At 69.5% G+C, this 18367-nt stretch carries 17 protein-coding genes; 11 read left to right on the forward strand and 6 right to left on the reverse strand.

Features of this window, described 5'->3' with window-relative positions; genetic code table 11:
* The first annotated feature begins 103 nt into the window (after positions 1-103).
* Positions 104-901: a VOC family protein gene (locus tag ABZ827_RS15280; RefSeq protein ID WP_357237315.1), complete on the forward strand. Its 798-nt coding sequence runs from the start codon at positions 104-106 to the stop codon at positions 899-901.
* A gap of 132 nt (positions 902-1033) precedes the next feature.
* On the opposite strand, the gene ABZ827_RS15285 is transcribed toward ABZ827_RS15280, so the two are convergent.
* The 4 genes from ABZ827_RS15285 to ABZ827_RS15300 form a co-directional block, all read right to left on the reverse strand.
* On the reverse strand, positions 1034-1225 hold the full coding sequence (locus ABZ827_RS15285; RefSeq protein ID WP_357237316.1) for a hypothetical protein: 192 nt from the start codon (positions 1223-1225) through the stop codon (positions 1034-1036).
* Positions 1226-1253: 28 nt separating this feature from the next.
* Positions 1254-2336, reverse strand: a complete 1083-nt coding sequence (locus tag ABZ827_RS15290) for a Vms1/Ankzf1 family peptidyl-tRNA hydrolase (RefSeq protein ID WP_357237318.1) — start codon at positions 2334-2336, stop codon at positions 1254-1256.
* Between the two features lie 119 nt (positions 2337-2455).
* Positions 2456-3430 (reverse strand): TIGR03557 family F420-dependent LLM class oxidoreductase, encoded by a 975-nt coding sequence (locus ABZ827_RS15295; RefSeq protein WP_357237320.1) that lies wholly within the window; start codon positions 3428-3430, stop codon positions 2456-2458.
* 108 nt (positions 3431-3538) lie between these two features.
* Positions 3539-4312 carry a DUF72 domain-containing protein gene (locus tag ABZ827_RS15300; RefSeq protein ID WP_357237322.1) on the reverse strand — a complete coding sequence of 258 codons (774 nt, stop codon included), beginning with the start codon at positions 4310-4312 and terminating at the stop codon, positions 3539-3541.
* A 342-nt stretch (positions 4313-4654) separates the two neighbouring features.
* Between ABZ827_RS15300 and ABZ827_RS15305 the strand changes: the two genes are divergently transcribed.
* The 6 genes from ABZ827_RS15305 (at position 4655) to ABZ827_RS15330 (ending at position 10919) form a co-directional block, all read left to right on the forward strand.
* Entirely contained in the window at positions 4655-5740 is a 1086-nt protein-coding gene (locus ABZ827_RS15305) for a dihydrodipicolinate reductase (protein WP_357237324.1), read from the forward strand.
* Complete coding sequence (locus ABZ827_RS15310; RefSeq protein ID WP_357237326.1) at positions 5730-6233, forward strand: carboxymuconolactone decarboxylase family protein; 504 nt, start codon at positions 5730-5732, stop codon at positions 6231-6233. Before ABZ827_RS15305 ends, ABZ827_RS15310 begins: the two co-directional genes overlap by 11 nt.
* Before the next feature lie 42 nt (positions 6234-6275).
* Positions 6276-8723 (forward strand): nitrate reductase, encoded by a 2448-nt coding sequence (locus tag ABZ827_RS15315; protein WP_357237327.1) that lies wholly within the window; start codon positions 6276-6278, stop codon positions 8721-8723.
* Positions 8724-9020: 297 nt separating this feature from the next.
* Positions 9021-9869 (forward strand): SDR family oxidoreductase, encoded by an 849-nt coding sequence (locus ABZ827_RS15320; protein WP_357237329.1) that lies wholly within the window; start codon positions 9021-9023, stop codon positions 9867-9869.
* Positions 9862-10572: a phosphodiesterase gene (locus ABZ827_RS15325; protein WP_357237331.1), complete on the forward strand. Its 711-nt coding sequence runs from the start codon at positions 9862-9864 to the stop codon at positions 10570-10572. The genes ABZ827_RS15320 and ABZ827_RS15325 overlap by 8 nt, the downstream gene beginning before the upstream one ends.
* 59 nt (positions 10573-10631) lie before the next feature.
* On the forward strand, positions 10632-10919 hold the full coding sequence (locus ABZ827_RS15330; protein WP_357237332.1) for a hypothetical protein: 288 nt from the start codon (positions 10632-10634) through the stop codon (positions 10917-10919).
* A 13-nt stretch (positions 10920-10932) separates the two neighbouring features.
* Here the strand turns inward: ABZ827_RS15330 and ABZ827_RS15335 are convergent, their stop codons facing one another.
* Both ABZ827_RS15335 and lexA read right to left on the reverse strand, forming a co-directional pair.
* Positions 10933-11601: a CoA pyrophosphatase gene (locus ABZ827_RS15335; RefSeq protein WP_357237334.1), complete on the reverse strand. Its 669-nt coding sequence runs from the start codon at positions 11599-11601 to the stop codon at positions 10933-10935.
* Positions 11602-11675: 74 nt separating this feature from the next.
* Positions 11676-12320 (reverse strand): transcriptional repressor LexA, encoded by a 645-nt coding sequence (gene lexA, locus ABZ827_RS15340; RefSeq protein WP_357237335.1) that lies wholly within the window; start codon positions 12318-12320, stop codon positions 11676-11678.
* Between the two features lie 225 nt (positions 12321-12545).
* Between lexA and ABZ827_RS15345 the strand changes: the two genes are divergently transcribed.
* The 4 genes from ABZ827_RS15345 (at position 12546) to ABZ827_RS15360 (ending at position 18364) form a co-directional block, all read left to right on the forward strand.
* Complete coding sequence (locus ABZ827_RS15345; protein WP_357237337.1) at positions 12546-14129, forward strand: hypothetical protein; 1584 nt, start codon at positions 12546-12548, stop codon at positions 14127-14129.
* A gap of 80 nt (positions 14130-14209) precedes the next feature.
* Positions 14210-17005 (forward strand): ATP-binding protein, encoded by a 2796-nt coding sequence (locus ABZ827_RS15350; protein ID WP_357237339.1) that lies wholly within the window; start codon positions 14210-14212, stop codon positions 17003-17005.
* A gap of 93 nt (positions 17006-17098) precedes the next feature.
* Entirely contained in the window at positions 17099-17518 is a 420-nt protein-coding gene (locus ABZ827_RS15355) for a YbaB/EbfC family nucleoid-associated protein (protein WP_357237341.1), read from the forward strand.
* A gap of 387 nt (positions 17519-17905) precedes the next feature.
* Positions 17906-18364 carry a GNAT family N-acetyltransferase gene (locus ABZ827_RS15360; RefSeq protein ID WP_357237343.1) on the forward strand — a complete coding sequence of 153 codons (459 nt, stop codon included), beginning with the start codon at positions 17906-17908 and terminating at the stop codon, positions 18362-18364.
* Positions 18365-18367 lie beyond the last annotated feature (3 nt).

The raw sequence follows: 18367 nt of genomic DNA on the forward strand, positions 1-18367 counted from the left end.
GATTCCGAACGCGTCGGGCGTCCCATCTCGTGCTGGGCCGTTATCGCCGGTCAGGCCGGCTCCTGCTCTCCACTCGTGTGAACCGATGAACGGAGGACACGATATGCCGATACGTGAAACCCCCTGGCCCGCCGGCACGCCGTGCTGGGTCGATTGCCAGGTCGACGACACCGACCGCGCCCGCGTTTTCTACAGTGCGCTGCTCGGGTGGGAGATCGCCGATACCGCGCCCGAAGCCGGCGGCTACCTCATGGCGACGGTGCGGGGCCGCCCGGCCGCCGGTATCGGGCCGAAACCCACCGGACAGATCATGCAGTCGACGTGGACGACCTATCTCGCGACCGACGACGCCGACGCGACCGCGGCGGCCGTCACCGGGGCGGGCGGAACGGTACTGGCGCCACCGTTCGATGTGATGGATATCGGCCGGATGTTCGTTGCCGCGGACCCCACCGGGGCGGTGTTCGGCGTCTGGCAGGCGCGGCTGCATTCCGGCGCGGGGATCTACAACGAGCCCGGGGCCTACTGCTGGAACGAGGTGCACACCGACGGCTACGAACGCGCACAGAGTTTCTACTCGCAGGTGTTCGGCTGGAACTTCACCGAAGTGGGCGCGGGCACGGAGATGACCTACGCGACGTTCGCCCTGGAGCCGGGCGGGCCGCCGGTCGGTGGCATCGCCGATGCGACCGGTATCCCGGATTCCGGCCCGTCGCACTGGCTGGCCTGGTTCCAGGTCGCCGGCACCGACGCGACCCTCGCTTCTGCGGCCGAACTCGGCGGCGCGGTGTTGATGGGCGCCCAGGACAGCCCGTTCGGACGAATGGGTGTGCTCAGCGCCCCGCAGGGCGAAGCCTTCGGCGTGATCGAGATTTCCGAATCGGCCGAGTCGACGTCCTGACAGATATCCGGCACGGCCCGGTGCGGGACCGGACACGCGGCAGGACCGGCGGCCGCTGGTGCCGGACTCGGCCACGCCACGGCAGCCGGCCGGCCCCGAACCGAATGGGGTTCGGGGCCGGTAATCGGCTGGTCAGACTCCTACGTCCGGCGGGCGCTCGGTTCGATCCACCCGTTCGTTGATCAATTCGTCGTCGTCCGCGGGCGGTTCGGGATCGTGCCATTCCTCCGCCCGGCTGGACCGGTTGCCGCGCAGCGTGCCCTCCAGCTCATGGGCGAGCTCGTCGTCGCGGATGGGGCTGTGCTTACTGCTTCCTCGTTCCATCTCGTCCCTCCTACCTCCGGCGGCGGGGTCAGGTATAGCGCAGCAGGGCGCCGACGCCCTCGCTCGGTGCGACCCCCTCGTCGATCGGGGTGATGGTGCCGCCGCGCACGAGAACGCCCACCGGTAACGCTTCGTCGGCGCGGCAGCTCTGGGCCGACGTATCGGACAGTGCGCCGAGCGCGGCCGGATCGCGGAGCGGTTGCGGATCCAGCCGGACCGTACGGTCGCCGAGTGCTGCGGCGTTGATCAGCAGATTCTCGGTGTTCGCTGCCAGCAGCGCCGATACCGTCGCGGACAATCCGGCCACCGCCGGCCCGTCGTCACGGCCGCGGGCCTTGTCGAACCGTGCGACCGTTTCCGCGCGCAGCTCCTCGGCTTCCCCGGCGACGAGATCGCGGACCTCGGCGTCGAATTCGCCGGTATCGGCACCAGCGGCTCGGCCGCCGGATTCGAGCTCGACAACCCGGGCCCGGGTGGACCCCAGCGCCCGGCGGACCTCCGCGCGGGCGGTGACATCACCGGCCAGCACCACGATCCGCGCGCGGACCCGTTCGGTCAGGCGCTTCAGCTCGGCGGCGATATCGTCGGCATTGCGGCGGACGGTCTCCTCGACTCGCCGTTGCATCGACCGGTGCGACCAGCCGCCACCGTGCCGCACCTTGTGGATCGGATGGCCGCTGCCTTCGATCGTTTCCCCGACCACCTCGCCGTTATCGTCGACCCCGTACATTTCCGAGCCGACCTTGTCCACCACCGCCACCACGTGCGGAACTTCGGCGGTTTCGTATTCGATGAGCGGGAGCAGATACGGCAGGGGCGATACGCGGACGATCTCCGGCTGTATCGGATGCGGCAGCCGGCGGTCGATCAGCACCGCGTCGGAGTCGGCGATCAGTACGCGTCCCGCGCGTCCCGGCTCGGGCTCGCTGCCGGTGACCGCCGCGCCGAGTAGCTCGACCATATGGTCGGAAGCCCCGGCGTCGGTGAGGCGTTCGGCGAGCGTGCGCCAGCGCAGCGCACGCTGCTGTTCGGCGTCCTCCGTGTCGTGTTCGGCGTCGATATACAGCGAGGCGAACGGACCGGGTCGTTGCGCTAGTTCTCTGATATTCATGCCAGTCACGTGGGCCGCGTACCCGGCGCCGCCGGATCGAATCCGGTCATCCGGGGTCGATCTCGCCGGCGCCGGCGCCGGGTACGGAAGAACCCGGAATTCGCTCGCGGTCTCTCACGTCACGCCGGTTGCGCCATCAGCTTGCGCAGCGGTTCGTCCAGTTCGGCGCGGTAGAAGTCCATGAAACCATCGGGGTCGGGTCCGGCGTTCTGCATCACCAGGTGGTCGAACCCGGCGTCCACGAAGGGCTGCGCCACGTCGAGGTAGCGCTGCGGGTCCGGGCCGCAGGCGAACTTCTTCAGGATGTCCTCCTCGCGGACCGTGGCGGCCGCCGCCGCGAAATTCACCGGATTGGGCAGTTCACTCATCACTTTCCAGCCGGTCAGCGCCCAGCGTGAGGTGTCGTGGGCGGCCCGGGCCGCGGTGTGCTCGTCGGGCGCCCAGGCCATCGGCACTTCCGCGTAGCGGGGTCCGCTGCCCCCGGCTTCCCGGTAGTGGGTGACGAGTTCCGGTTCGGGCTGGGTGGCGAACAGGCCGTCGCCCAGTTCGCCGGCGATCCCGGCCGCCTGCGCTCCACCGGCGGCCACGGCGATCAGCGGCGGTTCGTCGGGCAGGTCGAACACGCGTGCGTCCGACAGCTTCAGGTACCGGCCGTCGTAGGACTGGTATCCGCCCTGCCACAGCAGCCGGATGATCTCCAGGGCTTCGCGCAACAACCGGTGCCGGCCGTCCACATCGACCGGGAAGCCCTCGCCGACGACGTGTTCGTTGAGGCGTTCGCCGGAGCCCACACCGAGAGTGAACCGGCCCTCGGACAGTAGTGCCAGGGTGGCGGCGGCCTGCGCGATGATCGCCGGGTGATACCGCACGGTCGGGCAGGTGACGCCGGTGGCGAGCCCGATCCGCTCGGTCTGTGCGGCGATACTGCCGAGAACGGTCCAGGCGAACGGGGAATGGCCCTGATTGTCCAGCCAGGGGTGATAGTGGTCGCTGATCTCGACGAAATCGAACCCGGCCGCTTCGGCGCGCACGGCTTGCCGGACCAGTTCGGCGGGTCCGAAGGCTTCGGCGGCCAGCTTGTACCCGATCTGCATAATTCCTCCGAAAGCTGTGGTGGCTGAATTCGCACGAAAGGTTTCGTGCCGGTCCCGGACCTGTGCGCGGTACCCGTGGGCGGGTGGGTGAAACCCGGGCGCGGGGCGTCAGGTGCCCAGGAGCGCGCGGTCCGGCGTGCGGGTCACCGTGGCGCCGGAGGCGGCGGCGATACGAGCGAAGGCGATGGCGTCGTGGACGGCCGCGCCACCGGGGTCGTTGTTGAAGTAGACGTAGATATCGTCGTCGCCGGACCAGGTCGTGGTCAGCCGCTCGACCCAGGTGTGCAGTGCTCGCCGGCCGTACCGGGGCCACGGATCGGCGCGGCCGCGGTGCAGGCGCAGATACCCCCAGCCGGTGGTCCGCCACAGCGGCGTCACCGGACGCGACCCGGCATCGGCCCAGCACAGTGCGGCATTGTTCTGTTCGAGAACAGTCCGTACCGCCGGGGTCCACCACGATTCGTGCCGGGGTTCGACCGCGACGCGGATCCGGTCCGGGAAGCAGCGCAGGCAGCCATCGAGGAGTTCGGGGTCGGCACGCAGGGTGCCCGGTAGTTGCAGCAGAACGGGGCCGAGCCGGGAGCCGAGTCCCTCGGCGTGACGCAGCAGGCGTTCCACGGGTTCGGCCGGATCCCGCAACCGTTTCATATGGGTCAGGAACCGGCTGGCCTTGACCGCGCAGACGAAATCGCCGGGCGTACGCTCCCGCCAGGACGCGAAGGTGTCCCGGCTGGGCAACCGGTAGAACGCATTGTTGTTCTCGACGGTCGCGAAGCCGGCGGCGTACCGCTCGAGCCACAGCCGCTGCGGGCAGTTGTCCGGGTACAGGATGCCGCGCCAATCCCGGTACTGCCAGCCCGAAGTTCCTACGTGCCAAGGCATCTCGATCACCTCATGCCGGGACGGCCGGGCCCGCTTCGCCGAGCGGGCGCCTGGTTCCGCTCCCCGCTGCCGGTTGGTGTCATACGCGCCGACTACCCCGGACGGCCCTGGTCATGCCATGAGGCACAGGACCCGGATAGTGACCGTCGGCCCGCTACGGTCCGGCCGGCGCAGCAGGGCTGCGCCGGTTGCCGAGGTCGTATTTCCTCCGGACCTTCGCCGGCGGGACCGGGACGAGCGTGCGCCGGTATATCCAGTGGGAGCGGATGCCCGGCGGCCGTGGGGCGTAGCGGGAAATGCCGATTCACGTCTCCGCAACCAAGCGCTTGTTAGAATTCGGCGATGATCTCGACGGTTGTCTGGGGGACCGGCAACGTGGGCCGGGCAGCGATACGCGCGGTCGACGCCCACCCCGAACTGACGTTGACGGCCGTGCTCGTACACGACCCCGCAAAAGTAGGCCGCGACGCGGGCGAACTGGCCGGCCTCGACCGGGTGCTCGGCGTACCGGCTACCTCCGACATAGACGCTGTCCTGGGGGCTACGCCCGGTGCGGTCGTGTACGCCGCCTCCGGCGAGATCCGCCCTGACGCGGCGCTGGCCGATATCGTCCGCGCCGTCGGCGCCGGTGCCGTGGTGGTGACCCCCGCGCTGTACGCGCTCTACGACCAGCGCGGCGCGCCCGCCGAGTTCCGTGAGCCCGTGCTGGCCGCTGTCGAGTCCGGCGGCGGTTCGCTGTTCGTCTCCGGTATCGACCCCGGCTGGGGCAACGATGTGCTGCCGTTGCTGATCAGCGGTTTGGGCAGTGTGGTCGATATGGTGCGCTGCCAGGAGATATTCGACTACTCGACCTACGATCAGCCCGATTCGGTGCGCTACCTGGTGGGTATGGGACAGCCGATGGATCAACTGCCCCCGATGGTGGCGCCCACGGTACCGACCATGGTGTGGGGCGGACAGGTGCGGCTCATGGCGCGAGCACTCGGGGTCGAACTGGACGAAATCCAGGAGACGGTGCAGCGGCTACCGCTGGAGACCACGATCGAGACGGCGACCATGGGGAAATTCGAGGCCGGCACCCAGGGGGCGATGCGATTCGAGGTGCAGGGCATCGTCGACGGGGTACCGCGGATCGTCATCGAACACATCACCCGCATCCACCCGTCGTGTGCACCGGAATGGCCGGCCCCGCCCAACGGTCAGGGCGCACACCGGGTGATCATCGAAGGCCGCCCGCGTATCGAGGTCACCGTCGAGGCGACCGACGAGGGCGGCAATTACGCCGCCGGTGGTAACGCCACCGCCGTCGGACGTCTCGTCGGCGCGATCAGCTGGCTGGCCGAGGCCGCGCCCGGCCTCTACGACGCACTCGACGTACCGCTACGGCCCGCGGCCGGGAAGCTGGGAAGGAACAGCCATGCGAGTTGATATCCCCGAAGGCAAGGACCCCATCGGATACGTCTGGGGTGAGATGGTGCCCGGTATCGGGATCGCCGCCTCGAAGTTCTCGCTCGCGGTCTACGAGCACACCACCCTCGGGTTGCGCGAATTCGAGGCCGCGCGGTTGCGTATCGCCCAGATCAACGGCTGTATCTTCTGCCAGGACTGGCGCACCGAACGCGACGGCCGGAAGGTGGAAGACGGCTTCGCCGACGCCGTGACCGACTGGCGCGGTAGCGAGGCGCTCGACGACCGGGCCCGGCTGGCCGCCGAGTACGCCGAACGGTACGCCCTCGACCACCACAACCTGGACGAAGACTTCTGGTCCCGGATGACAGCCCACTACAGCCAAGCCGAAATCGTGGAACTCAGCATGTGCCTGGGCTCCTGGCTCGCCTTCGGCCGGCTCAACCACGTCCTCGGCCTCGACGCGGTCTGTGTCCTGCCGGGGCACGCCGGTAGCACGCCGGCCGGCTCCTGATCCGCACCCTTTGAACTCACCCGCGCTGGGTACGCGCGGGGTATGGAGACATGCGACCGTATCGCCGAACCCTGGGGCGACCGGACCCCCTACGCCCCGGGAGACACCTGGCCGGCCCGGGTGGACACGTACCTTGCCGACGGTGTGGACCCCGACACCGTGCGCTGGGTGCCGTCGGCGTCCGTGCTGCATTCGAACGGGGACGCCCTCGATATCGCCGTGCGGGACGGCCGCATCGTCGGTGTCCGCGGCCGCGGCACCGACCGGGTGAACCGCGGCCGGCTCGGCCCCAAGGATCTGTTCGGCTGGCAGGCCAACGCCGCGCCCGACCGGCTCACCCGGCCGCTGATCCGGGTGAACGGCACCCTCGTCGAAACCGATTGGAATACCGCGATGCGGCGCGTGGTCCGGCGTAGTACCGATCTGCTCGCCGAGCACGGTCCGTCCGCGATCGGGTTCTACACTTCCGGGCAGTTGTTCCTCGAGGAGTACTACACGCTGGGCGTGATCGCGCACGGAGCCCTCGGCACCAACCATGTCGACGGCAACACTCGCCTGTGCACGGCGACGGCCGCCGCCGCGCTGAAGGAATCCTTCGGATGCGACGGCCAGCCCGGTTCCTACACCGATATCGACCACGCCGATACGATCGCTCTGTTCGGGCACAATGTCGCCGAAACCCAGACCGTGCTGTGGTCGCGCATACTCGATCGGCTCGCCGGCGACGATCCCCCCGCGCTGCTGTGCGTGGATCCGCGGCGCACCCCGGTCGCCGAACGGGCCACGGTGCACCTCGCCCCGTTGCCCGGCACCAATCTCGCGCTCATGAACGCGCTGCTGCACGAAATCATCGCCGGCGAACGGCTGGATCGGGAGTACATCGACGCGCACACGGTCGGTTTCGACGGGCTGCGCGAACAGGTCGCCGATTACCCACCGGAGGTGGCGGAACGGATATGCGAGGTCCCGGCCGCGGATATCCGGGCGGCGGCACGGTTGCTCGGTTCCGCGCGGCGCCTGCTGTCCACGGTGCTGCAGGGTTTCTACCAGTCCCATCAGGCGACGGCCGCCGCGGTGCAGGTCAACAATATTCATCTGCTGCGCGGCATGCTCGGCGAACCCGGCTGCGGAGTGTTGCAGATGAACGGCCAGCCGACCGCCCAGAACACCCGCGAATGCGGCGCCGACGGTGATATCGCCGGATTCCGGAACTGGGCCAACGAAGACCACATCGCCGACCTGGCCCGGATCTGGAACCTGGATCCCGGGCAGATCCCGCACGACGGTCCGCCGACCCATGTGATGCAGATGCTGGAGCTCGCCGAAAAGGGCAGTCTGCGGATGTTGTGGGTGAGCGCGACGAATCCGGCGGTGTCGCTGCCCGAACTCGCCCGGATCCGCGACATCCTGTCCCGGGACGGGCTGTTCCTGGTGGTGCAGGACATCTTCCGCACCGAAACCGCCGAACTGGCCGATGTCGTGCTGCCCGCTGCGGCGTGGGGTGAGAAGACCGGCACGTTCACCAATGCCGACCGCACCGTGCACCTGTCCGAGCGCGCGGTGGATCCGCCCGGCGAGGCGCGCGCCGATCTGGACATCCTGCTGGACTACGCCCGCCGGATGGATTTCCGCGACCGCGACGGCGCACCGTTACCACCGTGGCAGGACGCCGAATCCGCGTTCGATGCCTGGAAACAATGCTCGGCCGGTCGCCCGTGTGACTACTCCGGCCTGACCTACGAGAAGTTGCGCGGCGATTCGGGGATCCAGTGGCCGTGCACCGAGCCGGCCCCGGCGGGCACCGAGCGGTTGTACGCGGACGGGAAGTTCTGGAGTGCCCCGGACTACTGCGAGTCCTACGGTAAGGACTTGATCACCGGTACGCCGATGAAAGCCGAGGAATACCGGGCGCTGAACCCCGGCGGAAAGGCGATGATCAAGGCGGCTGGATACCTGCCGCCTGCCGAGCAGCCCGATGACCAGAGGCCGTTCGCGCTGATTACCGGCCGCACGCTCTACCACTTCCACACCCGGACCAAAACCGGGCGCGCACCCCAGTTACAGGCCGCGGCACCCGAGGTATGGGTGGAGATATCCGGTGCGGACGCCGAGCGCGCGGGAATCGCCGAAGGCGATGGGGTCGAGGTCGCGACCGCCCGTGGCGTGCTCCGCGGCCGAGCCCGGGTGAGTGGGGTCCGGCCCGGTGTGCTGTTCGTGCCGTTCCACTACGGGTACTGGGATATCGACGGTCAGGGGCACGAACGCGCCGCCAACGAACTCACGGTGACCGACTGGGATCCGGTATCCAAGCAGCCGCTGTTCAAGACCGCCGCGGCATCCCTGCGTCGCGTCGACCGAGCTCCCGGACCGGCCCCGGCGCCCACCACTGCGGCCTCGGCGCCGTTGGACGATACGGTGCGACGGACGACCGGGGGAGTGGACGCGCAGGTCCGCAGCGATACCCCTGCGCCGGTTCGGGACGGCCGCTGAAGTCCGGTTTCCCCGGTGAACTGTCGCCGCGGGTGCGTCCCGGTGCCGGGCGTGCCGCGGATGCTGCCGCTCTACGGTGTCCCTCAGTCCGGCCCTCGTCTACGCCTCGTCCATCGGCGCGTACTCGCCGGGTACCGGTGATACCCGGGTCGACGAGACCTGGCTCGCGGAAGGCCGGCCCGGAGCTTCCTACATGGCGTCTGCCGATGCTGGATACGGTGCGAGTCCGGACTCGGTGGCCGCGATCCGGTGGACGTATAGCTGTGTTACTCGGGCAGGACCGGGTAGCCGCAGGCCATGGCTACTATCGCTCCCTTACCGAAAGAACGTATCGGCGCGCCGCTGCGTGCCGTGGTGACCGGCTCCGATTCGGGTATCGGCCGGGCTGTCGCGGTGGCCCTGGCCGGTGGCGGCGTCGATGTGGGAATCACGTACCACACGGACGAGGCCGGGGCCGCGCATACCGCGGAGCTGGCCCGTGACCGGGGCGCCCGGGCCGCGGTGCGGCAGCTCGACCTGGACGATCTACCGACCAGCACGTCAGCCATCGATGAACTCGCCGACGAGCTGGGCGGGGTGGATGTCCTGGTGAACAGCGCCGGCACCGGTTCGTCGCAGAAGGCTATGGAGATGGACTTCGACACCTGGCGTCATGTGCTGTCGGTCGATCTCGACGGGGCGTTCCTGTGCGCCCAGCGCGCCGCCCAGCATATGATCGGCGCCGGTCACGGCGGCCGCATCATCAATATCACCAGCGTCCACGAGCATGCGCCGAAGGTCGGGGCCGCGCCGTACTGCGCTGCCAAGGCCGGCCTCGGCGCGCTGACGAAGGTGCTGGCGCTGGAACTGGCCGAGCACCACATCACGGTGAACTCCGTTGCGCCGGGAGAGATCTCGACGCCGATGACGGGCCAGGAGGATGCCGATCCCCGGGAGCATCCGAGGCCGGGTCTACCGCTGGGCCGGCCGGGCCACGCCGACGAGGTCGCCTCGGTGGTCGCGTTCCTGGCGACCCCGGCGGCCGGATATGTTACCGGCGCTTCCTACGTCGTCGACGGCGGGATGTTGCTCATGGGCCCACAGACCAGTCAGCTCGTCGCCGACGAGAGCTGGCGCCGGACGAGTCAGGAGAGCGCGAATGAATGATCCGATCACACCGGTCGTGCGGACCGCCTTCGATACCGGGGCCCGGTTCCGGCACGCCCGGCTCTTCCATCCGCGGGGCGTGCGCCTCGCCGGCCGGTTCCGCGCCGAACCCGAATTCGCCCCGCTGTTCGGCACCGGCGACCGCGCGGTGATCGCGCGACTGTCCAAGGGCACGGGAACACCCGGCGGCGTGCCGGATATCCTCGGCCTCGCCTTCCGCGTTCTCGACCGGGATGAACACCCGTGGGATTTCGCGCTGGCCACCACCGGCCGCGGGATTGCCGGCCGGTTCGTCGTCACCCCGGCACGGGGATGGTCGCACGCCCGCTACGGTTCCCTGCTGCCGTACCGCTTTCCCGATTCCGGTGTGCGCTGGGTTTTCGCCGACCCGGCCGGATCGCATCCGGAGGGCGCCTCGCTCGCGGAACTCGACGGGCACTTACGCGACCATCAGGTCGATTTCGATATCCGGGTGGCGGGGTTGCGGACGAGCGGGCAACTCGCCGGTGAGCTGGTTCTGCGCGCGGCGGATCCCGAGGAACATCGCACGGATTTCTTCGATCCGATGCTCAACCACCCCGATGATGTGGACCCGGTACCGCAGGTGGTGCAGCGGATCCGCGAGGCCGCCTACACCGGGAGCCGCCGGGGCCGGGGTGCCGAGGACCGCGACACCGGCCGTGCGATCGACCCGCAGCCCTGATCCGGTGCCGAATTCCGGGCCACCTGTTTCGACCGGGCACACGGGGCAATCCGGCGACCATGAACGGAACCGAAGATATCGGTCAGGAAACCGCCGAGGTATCCGAACGGGCGAGCGTTCCGCCGACCGAGGAACAGCTGGACGAAGACGAACTGGCCGCCGACCCCCTGGAAGAGGGGATGGATCCGCCCGACGACTGGTCCGCGGCCGACCGCTACGCGACCCCGCAGGGTGAACAGCGGGCGGGGGAGTCGCTCGACGAGCGGCTCGCCGAGGAACGACCGGATATTGTGCCGGAGGGACAGCGTTCGGGCGCGGCCCCCGACGCGGAGCGGCGCGGGGACTGATCCGCGCACACCGTCAGTGATGGGTCCAATCGGGCTGGAGGAAATCCGCGACCCTGGCCTGCGCGGGTGGTCGCCCGAGGAGCACGATCTCACGGAACTGCCAGAGCATGGCACCCGTCGGCGCGTGGATGGTCATATCCGGTGTCAGGCGCATCTGCAGTAGGCCGCCGCCCGGTACGGTCTCGGCGCCGGTTTCCCGGTGTACCCAGTGCGGGGTGTCGTCGGCGGCGAGCCGGTGCAGGTCGACGAGATGTACCGAATGCACTTCGTCCTCGCTCGGACGCAGTGCGGACATATCGCCCAGGATCGCGACGACCGGAGTGATGGCGAAGCCGGAGGCCGCGGGGAAATCGTCGAGGGCGCCGAGGATATCGGCGGGCCGCGCGGTCAGGCCGAGTTCCTCGTGCAATTCCCGGGCCGCCGCCTCCGGCACCGTCTCATCGGCCTCGACCCGTCCACCGGGCAGACCCCACTGTCCGGCATTGCGGCCCCGATAGGCCCGCTTGATGACGATCACCGCCAGGGCGCCACCGGTATCGACCACTCCCAGAACCACCGCGGCCCGGCGGATACCCGGATCGTCGGCCACCGCGATCCGCGGAAACGATGCCAACCGGGAATGAGCGAGAGCGCGGAAGTCCGCGATACTGTCCGGGACCCGCGGTCCTGCTGCGTCGGCCATGAGTTCGATCATGCCGCATCGGCGCGGCCCGCCGTCCGGCCGGTGACCGGTCAGTGGACCGGAATCGGTGCCGGTCACATCCGGCGCATCACCGAGACCACCTTGCCCATGATCACCGCGCCGTCGCCGTCGATGACGTCGTAAGCGTCATTTCGGGGTTCCAGGTACACGTGCCCGCCGCGGCGGCGGTACACCTTCACCGTCGCCTCCTCGTCCAGCAACGCGGCCACGATCTCGCCGTTCTGCGCGTCGGGTTGCTGCCGGACCACGACGATATCCCCGTCGCAGATGGCGGCGTCCACCATCGAATCACCGCGGATCCGCAGCCCGAACACCGTGCCCCGGCCTACCAGTTCCCGCGGCAGCGACAGCACATCGCCGGCGTGCTGTTCGGCGATGATCGGGCTGCCCGCGGCGATATCGCCGACAACCGGCACCGGAACAGCATCGCGCTCGGCGGTGGTCCCGGCCGCTGTGCTCAGGAACAAGCGCACATCCATCGGCCGCGATACGCCCTCGCCGCGTCGCAGAAAACCCTTCTCCTCCAGGCTTTTCAGATGTCTGGACACCGATGAGGCAGACCGCAGCCCGACAGCCTCGCCGAGCCGGCGGGTGCTCGGCGGGTACCCGTGCCGGAGGACCCACTCCTGGATCGCCGCGAGAATGCGGCGCTGTCGGACGGGCAGTGTGGCGGTGTCGAGGTGGTCGTATTCGGTCACCGGAGCATCGTATGGCCAGGTGTCTGCGGCGATTCCGTGGCGTCGTGGTGGTTTCCGCCGGTCGCTGCCCGTGGCTGCGCGGTTGCCCCGGTTCCCTGTGGTGGGAGATGTACGTTTTGTCGGCTATCTTCGGCTCGATGGTTCGTAGACTCCCTCGGGCCACGGCGGCACGGCCGGTGGGGCATTCTGCGGTTCGGCGGGAAGGACGATCACCGGGAGAGCACTGTGGGCCGGTCGCTGGAAATCGACAATGCCGGGCTCCGGGCAGCAGCAGCGGAACTTGCCCGGATGGCCGAGGACGCGTCGCTTCTCGTCGCGGAACTGAAGGCCGCGATGGACCGCAACGAATCGTGCTGGGGCCGGGACAGGCCGGGCGAGATTTTCGCCGATACCTATGTTCCCGCTGCGCGCCGAGGCTTCGACGGCCTCGAGAACCTTGCCACCGATGTCCGAAACATGCAGGGGCTCTTGGCCGATTCCGCCGACTATTTCGCCGAGCAGGACCAACTCGGTGCACGCAATCTGCGGGGAATCGATGGAACGGGTGACAGCGCACCGGTCGGCGACGGCCGCTCCGTCCATGACTGGCAGCCTGTTCGGTCACTCGCCGAACCCGGAAGCGAAGTGGCACTTCCCGCAGCGGGATCGGGCACGCGGGACATCGGTTCGCCGGCAACTACATCCGGTGGCACACCGAATATGCCCCCCGAATCGCCCCCGGCGGTACCGAACGCGCCGACCCCCGAACGGTATGCGCCCCCGCAGGGCGGACCGGCGGCGAAGCCGTACAACGCGGCGGATCCGGGGCGTTCCGCGAAGCCCCTCGGAACGGGGGCCAGCGCGGATACGGGGGCGAGGCCGGGCCCGGCGGTGGCGCCGTCGGTGGTGGACTCCGCTGCCCCGAAAACCGGCAGCCCGGCCCAGGGGCCCGTGCCCCGATCCGCGAGTACACCATGGGCGCGGCCCGGATCCGCATCCCCATGGGTGCGCGGCGCGGAATCGCGTGCCGCGCCGCGTCATCCGGACGTGGCGGCGCGTCAGCCGGAACCTGCGCCGCGCCGGCCGGCCGTCGAGGCGCGGCCCGGCGGCAACCCGCCCGCTCCAGCCACGCCGCCCCGACGATCGCCGGGCCGCCGGGAGAACGCCCCTGAGCCCGTCGCCGCCCGTGGCGAGTCGTCGGCGGCACGAATCATCCGGCAGCTGGCGCAACGGCATGATCTGGCGCTGACCGGGGTCGAAACCGTGGAGTTCGGCGTCGCGGTCGCGCGGGAGATCGCCGGGGCCGTGGACCATATCCTGGCCCGCTACCCGCTGTGCCTGCGGGGGATCGAGGTCACCGGCGGACACGCTGGGCACGTCGCGGTGTCCGGTCCCGCCGCCGGTGAGGTCGCCGACCTGACTCTGGTGCTGGGCCGAACCGGCCCCGGTACCGCCATCGGCAGTCCCGACGCCGACGCCAGCGCGTTCACGGCCGTTCTCGGTGCTTACGCCCGCGCGCTGGGCGATGTCAGCGGGCACCGGGCAAATCGGGTCGCGCACCGGGCACTCATCGCGCAGTTCCTGCCGCGATACACCGGCGACCGGCTGATTCTCGCGCGGGTGGTGGGCGCGTATCGAAGCTGGTGCGGCGAGCTGGGAGAGGATTGCTTCGAGCACGGTGCGCTGAGCCCGGACCGTGCTCTCGTCCGCGGATTCATCGATACCGAACTGCGCGGTGCGCACGCCGCGGCCCCGGCACGGGTGCTGCACGCGCTGCTCCTGGCCACCTGTTCACACTCGACCGCCCGGAACTCGGACAGGTCGCGGTGAGCTTGACCCTGCCGGCCGGGTTGCCGCCGGAAGTGCTTTCCGTGTGCGCGGGCCACTTCCCGGAGGGGGATGAGGATGATATGAGGGAGTTCGCGAGCTGCTGGACCCGGACGGGCGACGAATGTCATCGGATGGCCGACCGGCACGACGCCGAGAAGGCCGCGATACCCGCGGTGGCGACCGGCGACGCGGCCGACCGGATCGCGGAGGCCCACGCTTCGTACGCCGGCCACTGGCGCGAGCAGGGGACGTATTGCCGCAGTATGGCCGCGCAGCTGGACGAGGGCGCCACCGCTATCGAATTCGAGAAGCTTGTGGTTATCGGTACGGCGGTGATTCTCGCTGGTCAGCTACTTTTCGATGCCGTCACGTTCGCGGCCGGCGGCGGTGCCAAAATGGTCGCCGACCGGATGGTCGCTCAAACCGTGGTGCAGGGCGCGTGGCGGGTACTGCTGCAGCGGATGACCCTGATCGGCGCAGCGCAGGGCGGTTTGGTGAATGCGGCGGCGCAGGGGTTCCAAATCGCGAACGGTGACCGTGAATCGTTCGACCGGGAATCGTTCGGCATCGCGGTGTTGTCGAGCGCCGCCGGTGCTGTGGCCGGTGGGGCGGTCGGCCGCCGGCTGGCTCCGCTGGTCGGCGGGGCGGGAACGGCGGTGTCGCGGCCGGCCGCGCGGGTCGCGGCCTACATGGGTGGCACCCTGTTCCTCGGCGGTGCCGGTGGTGTGGCGGGTGGCGTCGCGGGCGCGGCGGTGTCGATAGTGGCGGCCGGTGGGGAGTTCACCCGGGAAGCGTTGGCCGAAGCGGTCATCCCCGGATTGGGCGGTGGGTTCCTGGGGGCGTTGGGCGCGGGCGCCCGTGGGGCGGCGGCAGGGTCGGTGAGCAACGGCCCGGCACCCGGCGGTGCCCCGCCCGCCGCGCGGCACCTCATCGCCTCGCCGGCACCGCATTCCGTACGGGCGGCGGCGGAACGTCCGGTCGATTCCGCACTGCCGGCAGCCGCGGCGGCCGGGTATGGAGACGACGCACCGGGAGTTCAGCCGCATATGGTGCCGTTGACTGTGCGCGACACCGACGCTCCCTACCACGCGGCATTCCGGGACCAGCAGGACGCCGCCCTGGCCGCGGTGCTGCGGAATCAGCCGCAGACCCCGAACCTCACCGGGGTGCCTGGGCGCGCAGGGCGTGACGCCCCGCCTGCGGGCGGAGATCCCGCGCCGCCGCGTGCCGCTCGGGGTGAGCAGGTCACTACAGCCGCTCGGGGTGAGCAGGTTCCGGCCGGAGCCCGGTCCGATCAGCCGGGTCCCCGGGGATCGGTTCGTGCCGGTGAGGAGAGGATGCCACCGCCGGTGGTATCCGCGGGCGCTGGTGACAGAGCTCCGGTTCCGGCGGTCGCCCGGTCGGTTGCCGAGCCACCGACGGCGGCCGGTTCGGGCCCGTTGGAACCGAGTCACCCGGTCGCACAGGCCGAACGCCCCGGGTCTCCGGCGTCCGAAGCAGGCTCGGCGCCGCCGGCCGATTCGGCATCGGGCCCGCCGCCTGTTGCCGAGGGTGCGCGTGCTCCGGGCGACGGCGCGGGGCTGCCGGGCGATTCGGCACCGAGAGCATCGGCCACTGGCGAAGGCCAGGGCGGAGCGGGCGACGGGCCGGGGCCCCCGCCCGCGCCGGGGCAGGCCGGCTACGGTGACGACGGACCGTTCGTGCGCTTCGATATCGGTGGCCCGGGAGATCGTGCGCTACCAGCGGACGCGCACACCGCGGCACTGGCCCGCGACTCCCTCGGCGCGATGTTGCACGACTGGTCGTCGCCGGACTATGTCTCCGAGGTGTCCGCCGCGGTCGGCGACGCGGTCGAGCACGGCCGGGGCACGGTGCGGATCACCGCCGAGATCACCGGCCCACCGGGTGGCGAGCGTGGCCTCACTGTCGAGGTGACCCATACCGATGCGAGTACCGTGCGCACCATCTGGCAGCTGGATCAGACACCACGCACTGTGGAGCGAGTGCCCAGGGGTCCGGAATCAACGCAACAACAGCCGCATCTCAGTGCTCGGGTCGACGGAGACGACCGCCGCACCGCGATGTGGGGCGAGGACGGGGAGCTGACGGAGCAGTCGTATCAGCAGGAGGCCGGCCGGGCGCGTCGCTTCGTCGGCGAACAATTCGGCGAGCTGTACGAGCAGTACCCGTGGCTGGCCGACCGGACCTACGACGGGAAGGTGATCGTCTCGGAGATTGCCACGAACGCTGTCACCTACTCGCCCGACCACCGGATGACACTCGACGTCACCGCATCGGAAGACGGCCGAGTGCGGGTGACTGTCGGTAACGCCCTGACGCCCGGAGATGCCGCCGAGATGGCCAGGTGGACCCCGGATCAGGTGGACAACCAGCGCGAGGGTGGACGTGGCACGCAGCTCGCGCACGCGCTCAGCGATCGCTGCGGACGGGTGCTACGGTTCGGGCCCGATCAACTGACGGCCGAGCACTGGTTCGAATTCCACCAGAACCGATCCCCGGAATCCGAAACCGGCAGTGAACCCGCAGACTCCGAATCTGCGAGTAATACCGCGAAACCCGAACTCGCCGGCGATACAGCGGAATCCGAGCCTTTCATCTATATGAGTGCTTTCGCCGACGATCTCCGGGAACTGGGATTCGACCCGGACGCCCTCACAGCGGATACGACGGTGAGCGGCCAGGGTGACTCGGCGGACACCGGTACGCCCGCGGACTCCGCCGAGTCGGGCGAAGATGGGAATCGTCCAGGGAGCACCCCGTGGTCCCGGGGCGGCGGTGAGGGGTCGAGCGGACCGGACAACGCCCGCGGGGCCGAACCGGATTCGCCCGGAAGCGACCGCGAGGGCGGCGAATAGTCCTCGGCGGCCGGCGCCCCTGCCCCGGTCCGCAGTTCGAAGTAACGTGATCGACCCGATGTGGCGCGTGGCGCCCGGCAGGAGGAGGAACGGATGGACAGCCGGCAGCGTGCGGACTTCCGCTCGGCCACCGACGAATTGCGTGATCGCGTCCACGGCATGCTGGAGGCCTTCGACCGGCAGCGGACGCAGCTGGCCGATATCCAGGCCCAGCTCGATCAGCTGTCCGTGCGAGCGGAATCGGCCGATCACGGCGTACAGGTCACCGTCGACTCGGCCGGCCGAGTCGTGGAGGTCGTCGTGACACCGGCGGCTATGCGGGTCGCGGCCGAGCAATTGAGCCGAATGCTGACCGAAACCATCCGGGCGGCAGCGGATTCGGTGCACGAGCGGCGGCAGGAGTTGCTCGCCGCGTCGCCGATGGACGCGGCCGGTATCCCCGACCTCCCCGATCTGCTGCCGGGCGCACCCAGCCTGCGCGATACCTTCGGACCGGGCCGCCACGACACATGATCACCAGGGAGCGCCGTTCACCACGGGTCCCCGGGGAGATCCCGAAGAAACGGACCGGCCTGAGCTGCCGCCCGGGCGGTGCGTAATGCGTCCGCCGTCCGCCCACCGTACGAGCTGACCGAGGAGGATGGCCGCCACGGTGCCGGTGTCGGCGACCAGTCCGCCCGCCGTGTCGGCGGCCTCGCACGCCACTCTGTTTCCTCGCGTGTGGTCGAGGTCAAGGGCCGATTCCGGACCGGTTGTGTCGATCGCGCTGCGCCGGGTATGCCGGACACGGAGGAGCCTGCCGCATCACAGAACGATTGCACGACCTCTACACTGACGCGGTTGGTGAGTTCACGTTCTAGGCTGGAATCGGACGGCTTATGCCCTGGCATTAGGGAGCACATGGATATCGCGGAGGCGCCGCAGCCGGAATACCGGCAGGCCCGGTTTGCCGACCTCGAGGACATCGCGGCTGTCGAAGCCGAAGTCTTCGCGGAACCGTACCTGTATCTGATGCTACGTCAGCTCTTCGACCTACACGGCCGCGAATGGCTCGTCGCCGAGGTCGACCGCGCCGTTATCGGATATGCGCTGACACTCGAAAAGGATAGGCGCGCATTACTTTTCACCTTCGCTGTGGCCAAGCGGTATCAGGGTGCGGGCTACGGGCGGGCGCTGTTGGACCAGATGCTGCATATGTGCCGCGAACGGGGCACGCATACGGTCCATCTCACGGTCCGGCCGGACAACCATCCGGCGAGCGGCCTGTTCAAACAGGCGGGTTTCGATTTCCGTGAACACGATGAGACCTATTTCGGCCCGGGTGAACCACGCGATCTCTACGAATATCGGTTGGCCTGAGCG

The organism is Nocardia sp. NPDC019395, assembly GCF_040632335.1.
GTDB lineage: Bacteria > Actinomycetota > Actinomycetes > Mycobacteriales > Mycobacteriaceae > Nocardia.

Coding starts and splice junctions, on each gene's coding strand:
- ABZ827_RS15280 (WP_357237315.1), top strand. CDS start 104: ATGCCGATACGTGAAACCCCCTGGCCCGCCGGCACGCCGTGCTGGGTC.
- ABZ827_RS15285 (WP_357237316.1), bottom strand. CDS start 1,225: ATGGAACGAGGAAGCAGTAAGCACAGCCCCATCCGCGACGACGAGCTC.
- ABZ827_RS15290 (WP_357237318.1), bottom strand. CDS start 2,336: ATGAATATCAGAGAACTAGCGCAACGACCCGGTCCGTTCGCCTCGCTG.
- ABZ827_RS15295 (WP_357237320.1), bottom strand. CDS start 3,430: ATGCAGATCGGGTACAAGCTGGCCGCCGAAGCCTTCGGACCCGCCGAA.
- ABZ827_RS15300 (WP_357237322.1), bottom strand. CDS start 4,312: ATGCCTTGGCACGTAGGAACTTCGGGCTGGCAGTACCGGGATTGGCGC.
- ABZ827_RS15305 (WP_357237324.1), top strand. CDS start 4,655: ATGATCTCGACGGTTGTCTGGGGGACCGGCAACGTGGGCCGGGCAGCG.
- ABZ827_RS15310 (WP_357237326.1), top strand. CDS start 5,730: ATGCGAGTTGATATCCCCGAAGGCAAGGACCCCATCGGATACGTCTGG.
- ABZ827_RS15315 (WP_357237327.1), top strand. CDS start 6,276: ATGGAGACATGCGACCGTATCGCCGAACCCTGGGGCGACCGGACCCCC.
- ABZ827_RS15320 (WP_357237329.1), top strand. CDS start 9,021: ATGGCTACTATCGCTCCCTTACCGAAAGAACGTATCGGCGCGCCGCTG.
- ABZ827_RS15325 (WP_357237331.1), top strand. CDS start 9,862: ATGAATGATCCGATCACACCGGTCGTGCGGACCGCCTTCGATACCGGG.
- ABZ827_RS15330 (WP_357237332.1), top strand. CDS start 10,632: ATGAACGGAACCGAAGATATCGGTCAGGAAACCGCCGAGGTATCCGAA.
- ABZ827_RS15335 (WP_357237334.1), bottom strand. CDS start 11,601: ATGGCCGACGCAGCAGGACCGCGGGTCCCGGACAGTATCGCGGACTTC.
- ABZ827_RS15350 (WP_357237339.1), top strand. CDS start 14,210: ATGAGGGAGTTCGCGAGCTGCTGGACCCGGACGGGCGACGAATGTCAT.
- ABZ827_RS15355 (WP_357237341.1), top strand. CDS start 17,099: ATGGACAGCCGGCAGCGTGCGGACTTCCGCTCGGCCACCGACGAATTG.
- ABZ827_RS15360 (WP_357237343.1), top strand. CDS start 17,906: ATGGATATCGCGGAGGCGCCGCAGCCGGAATACCGGCAGGCCCGGTTT.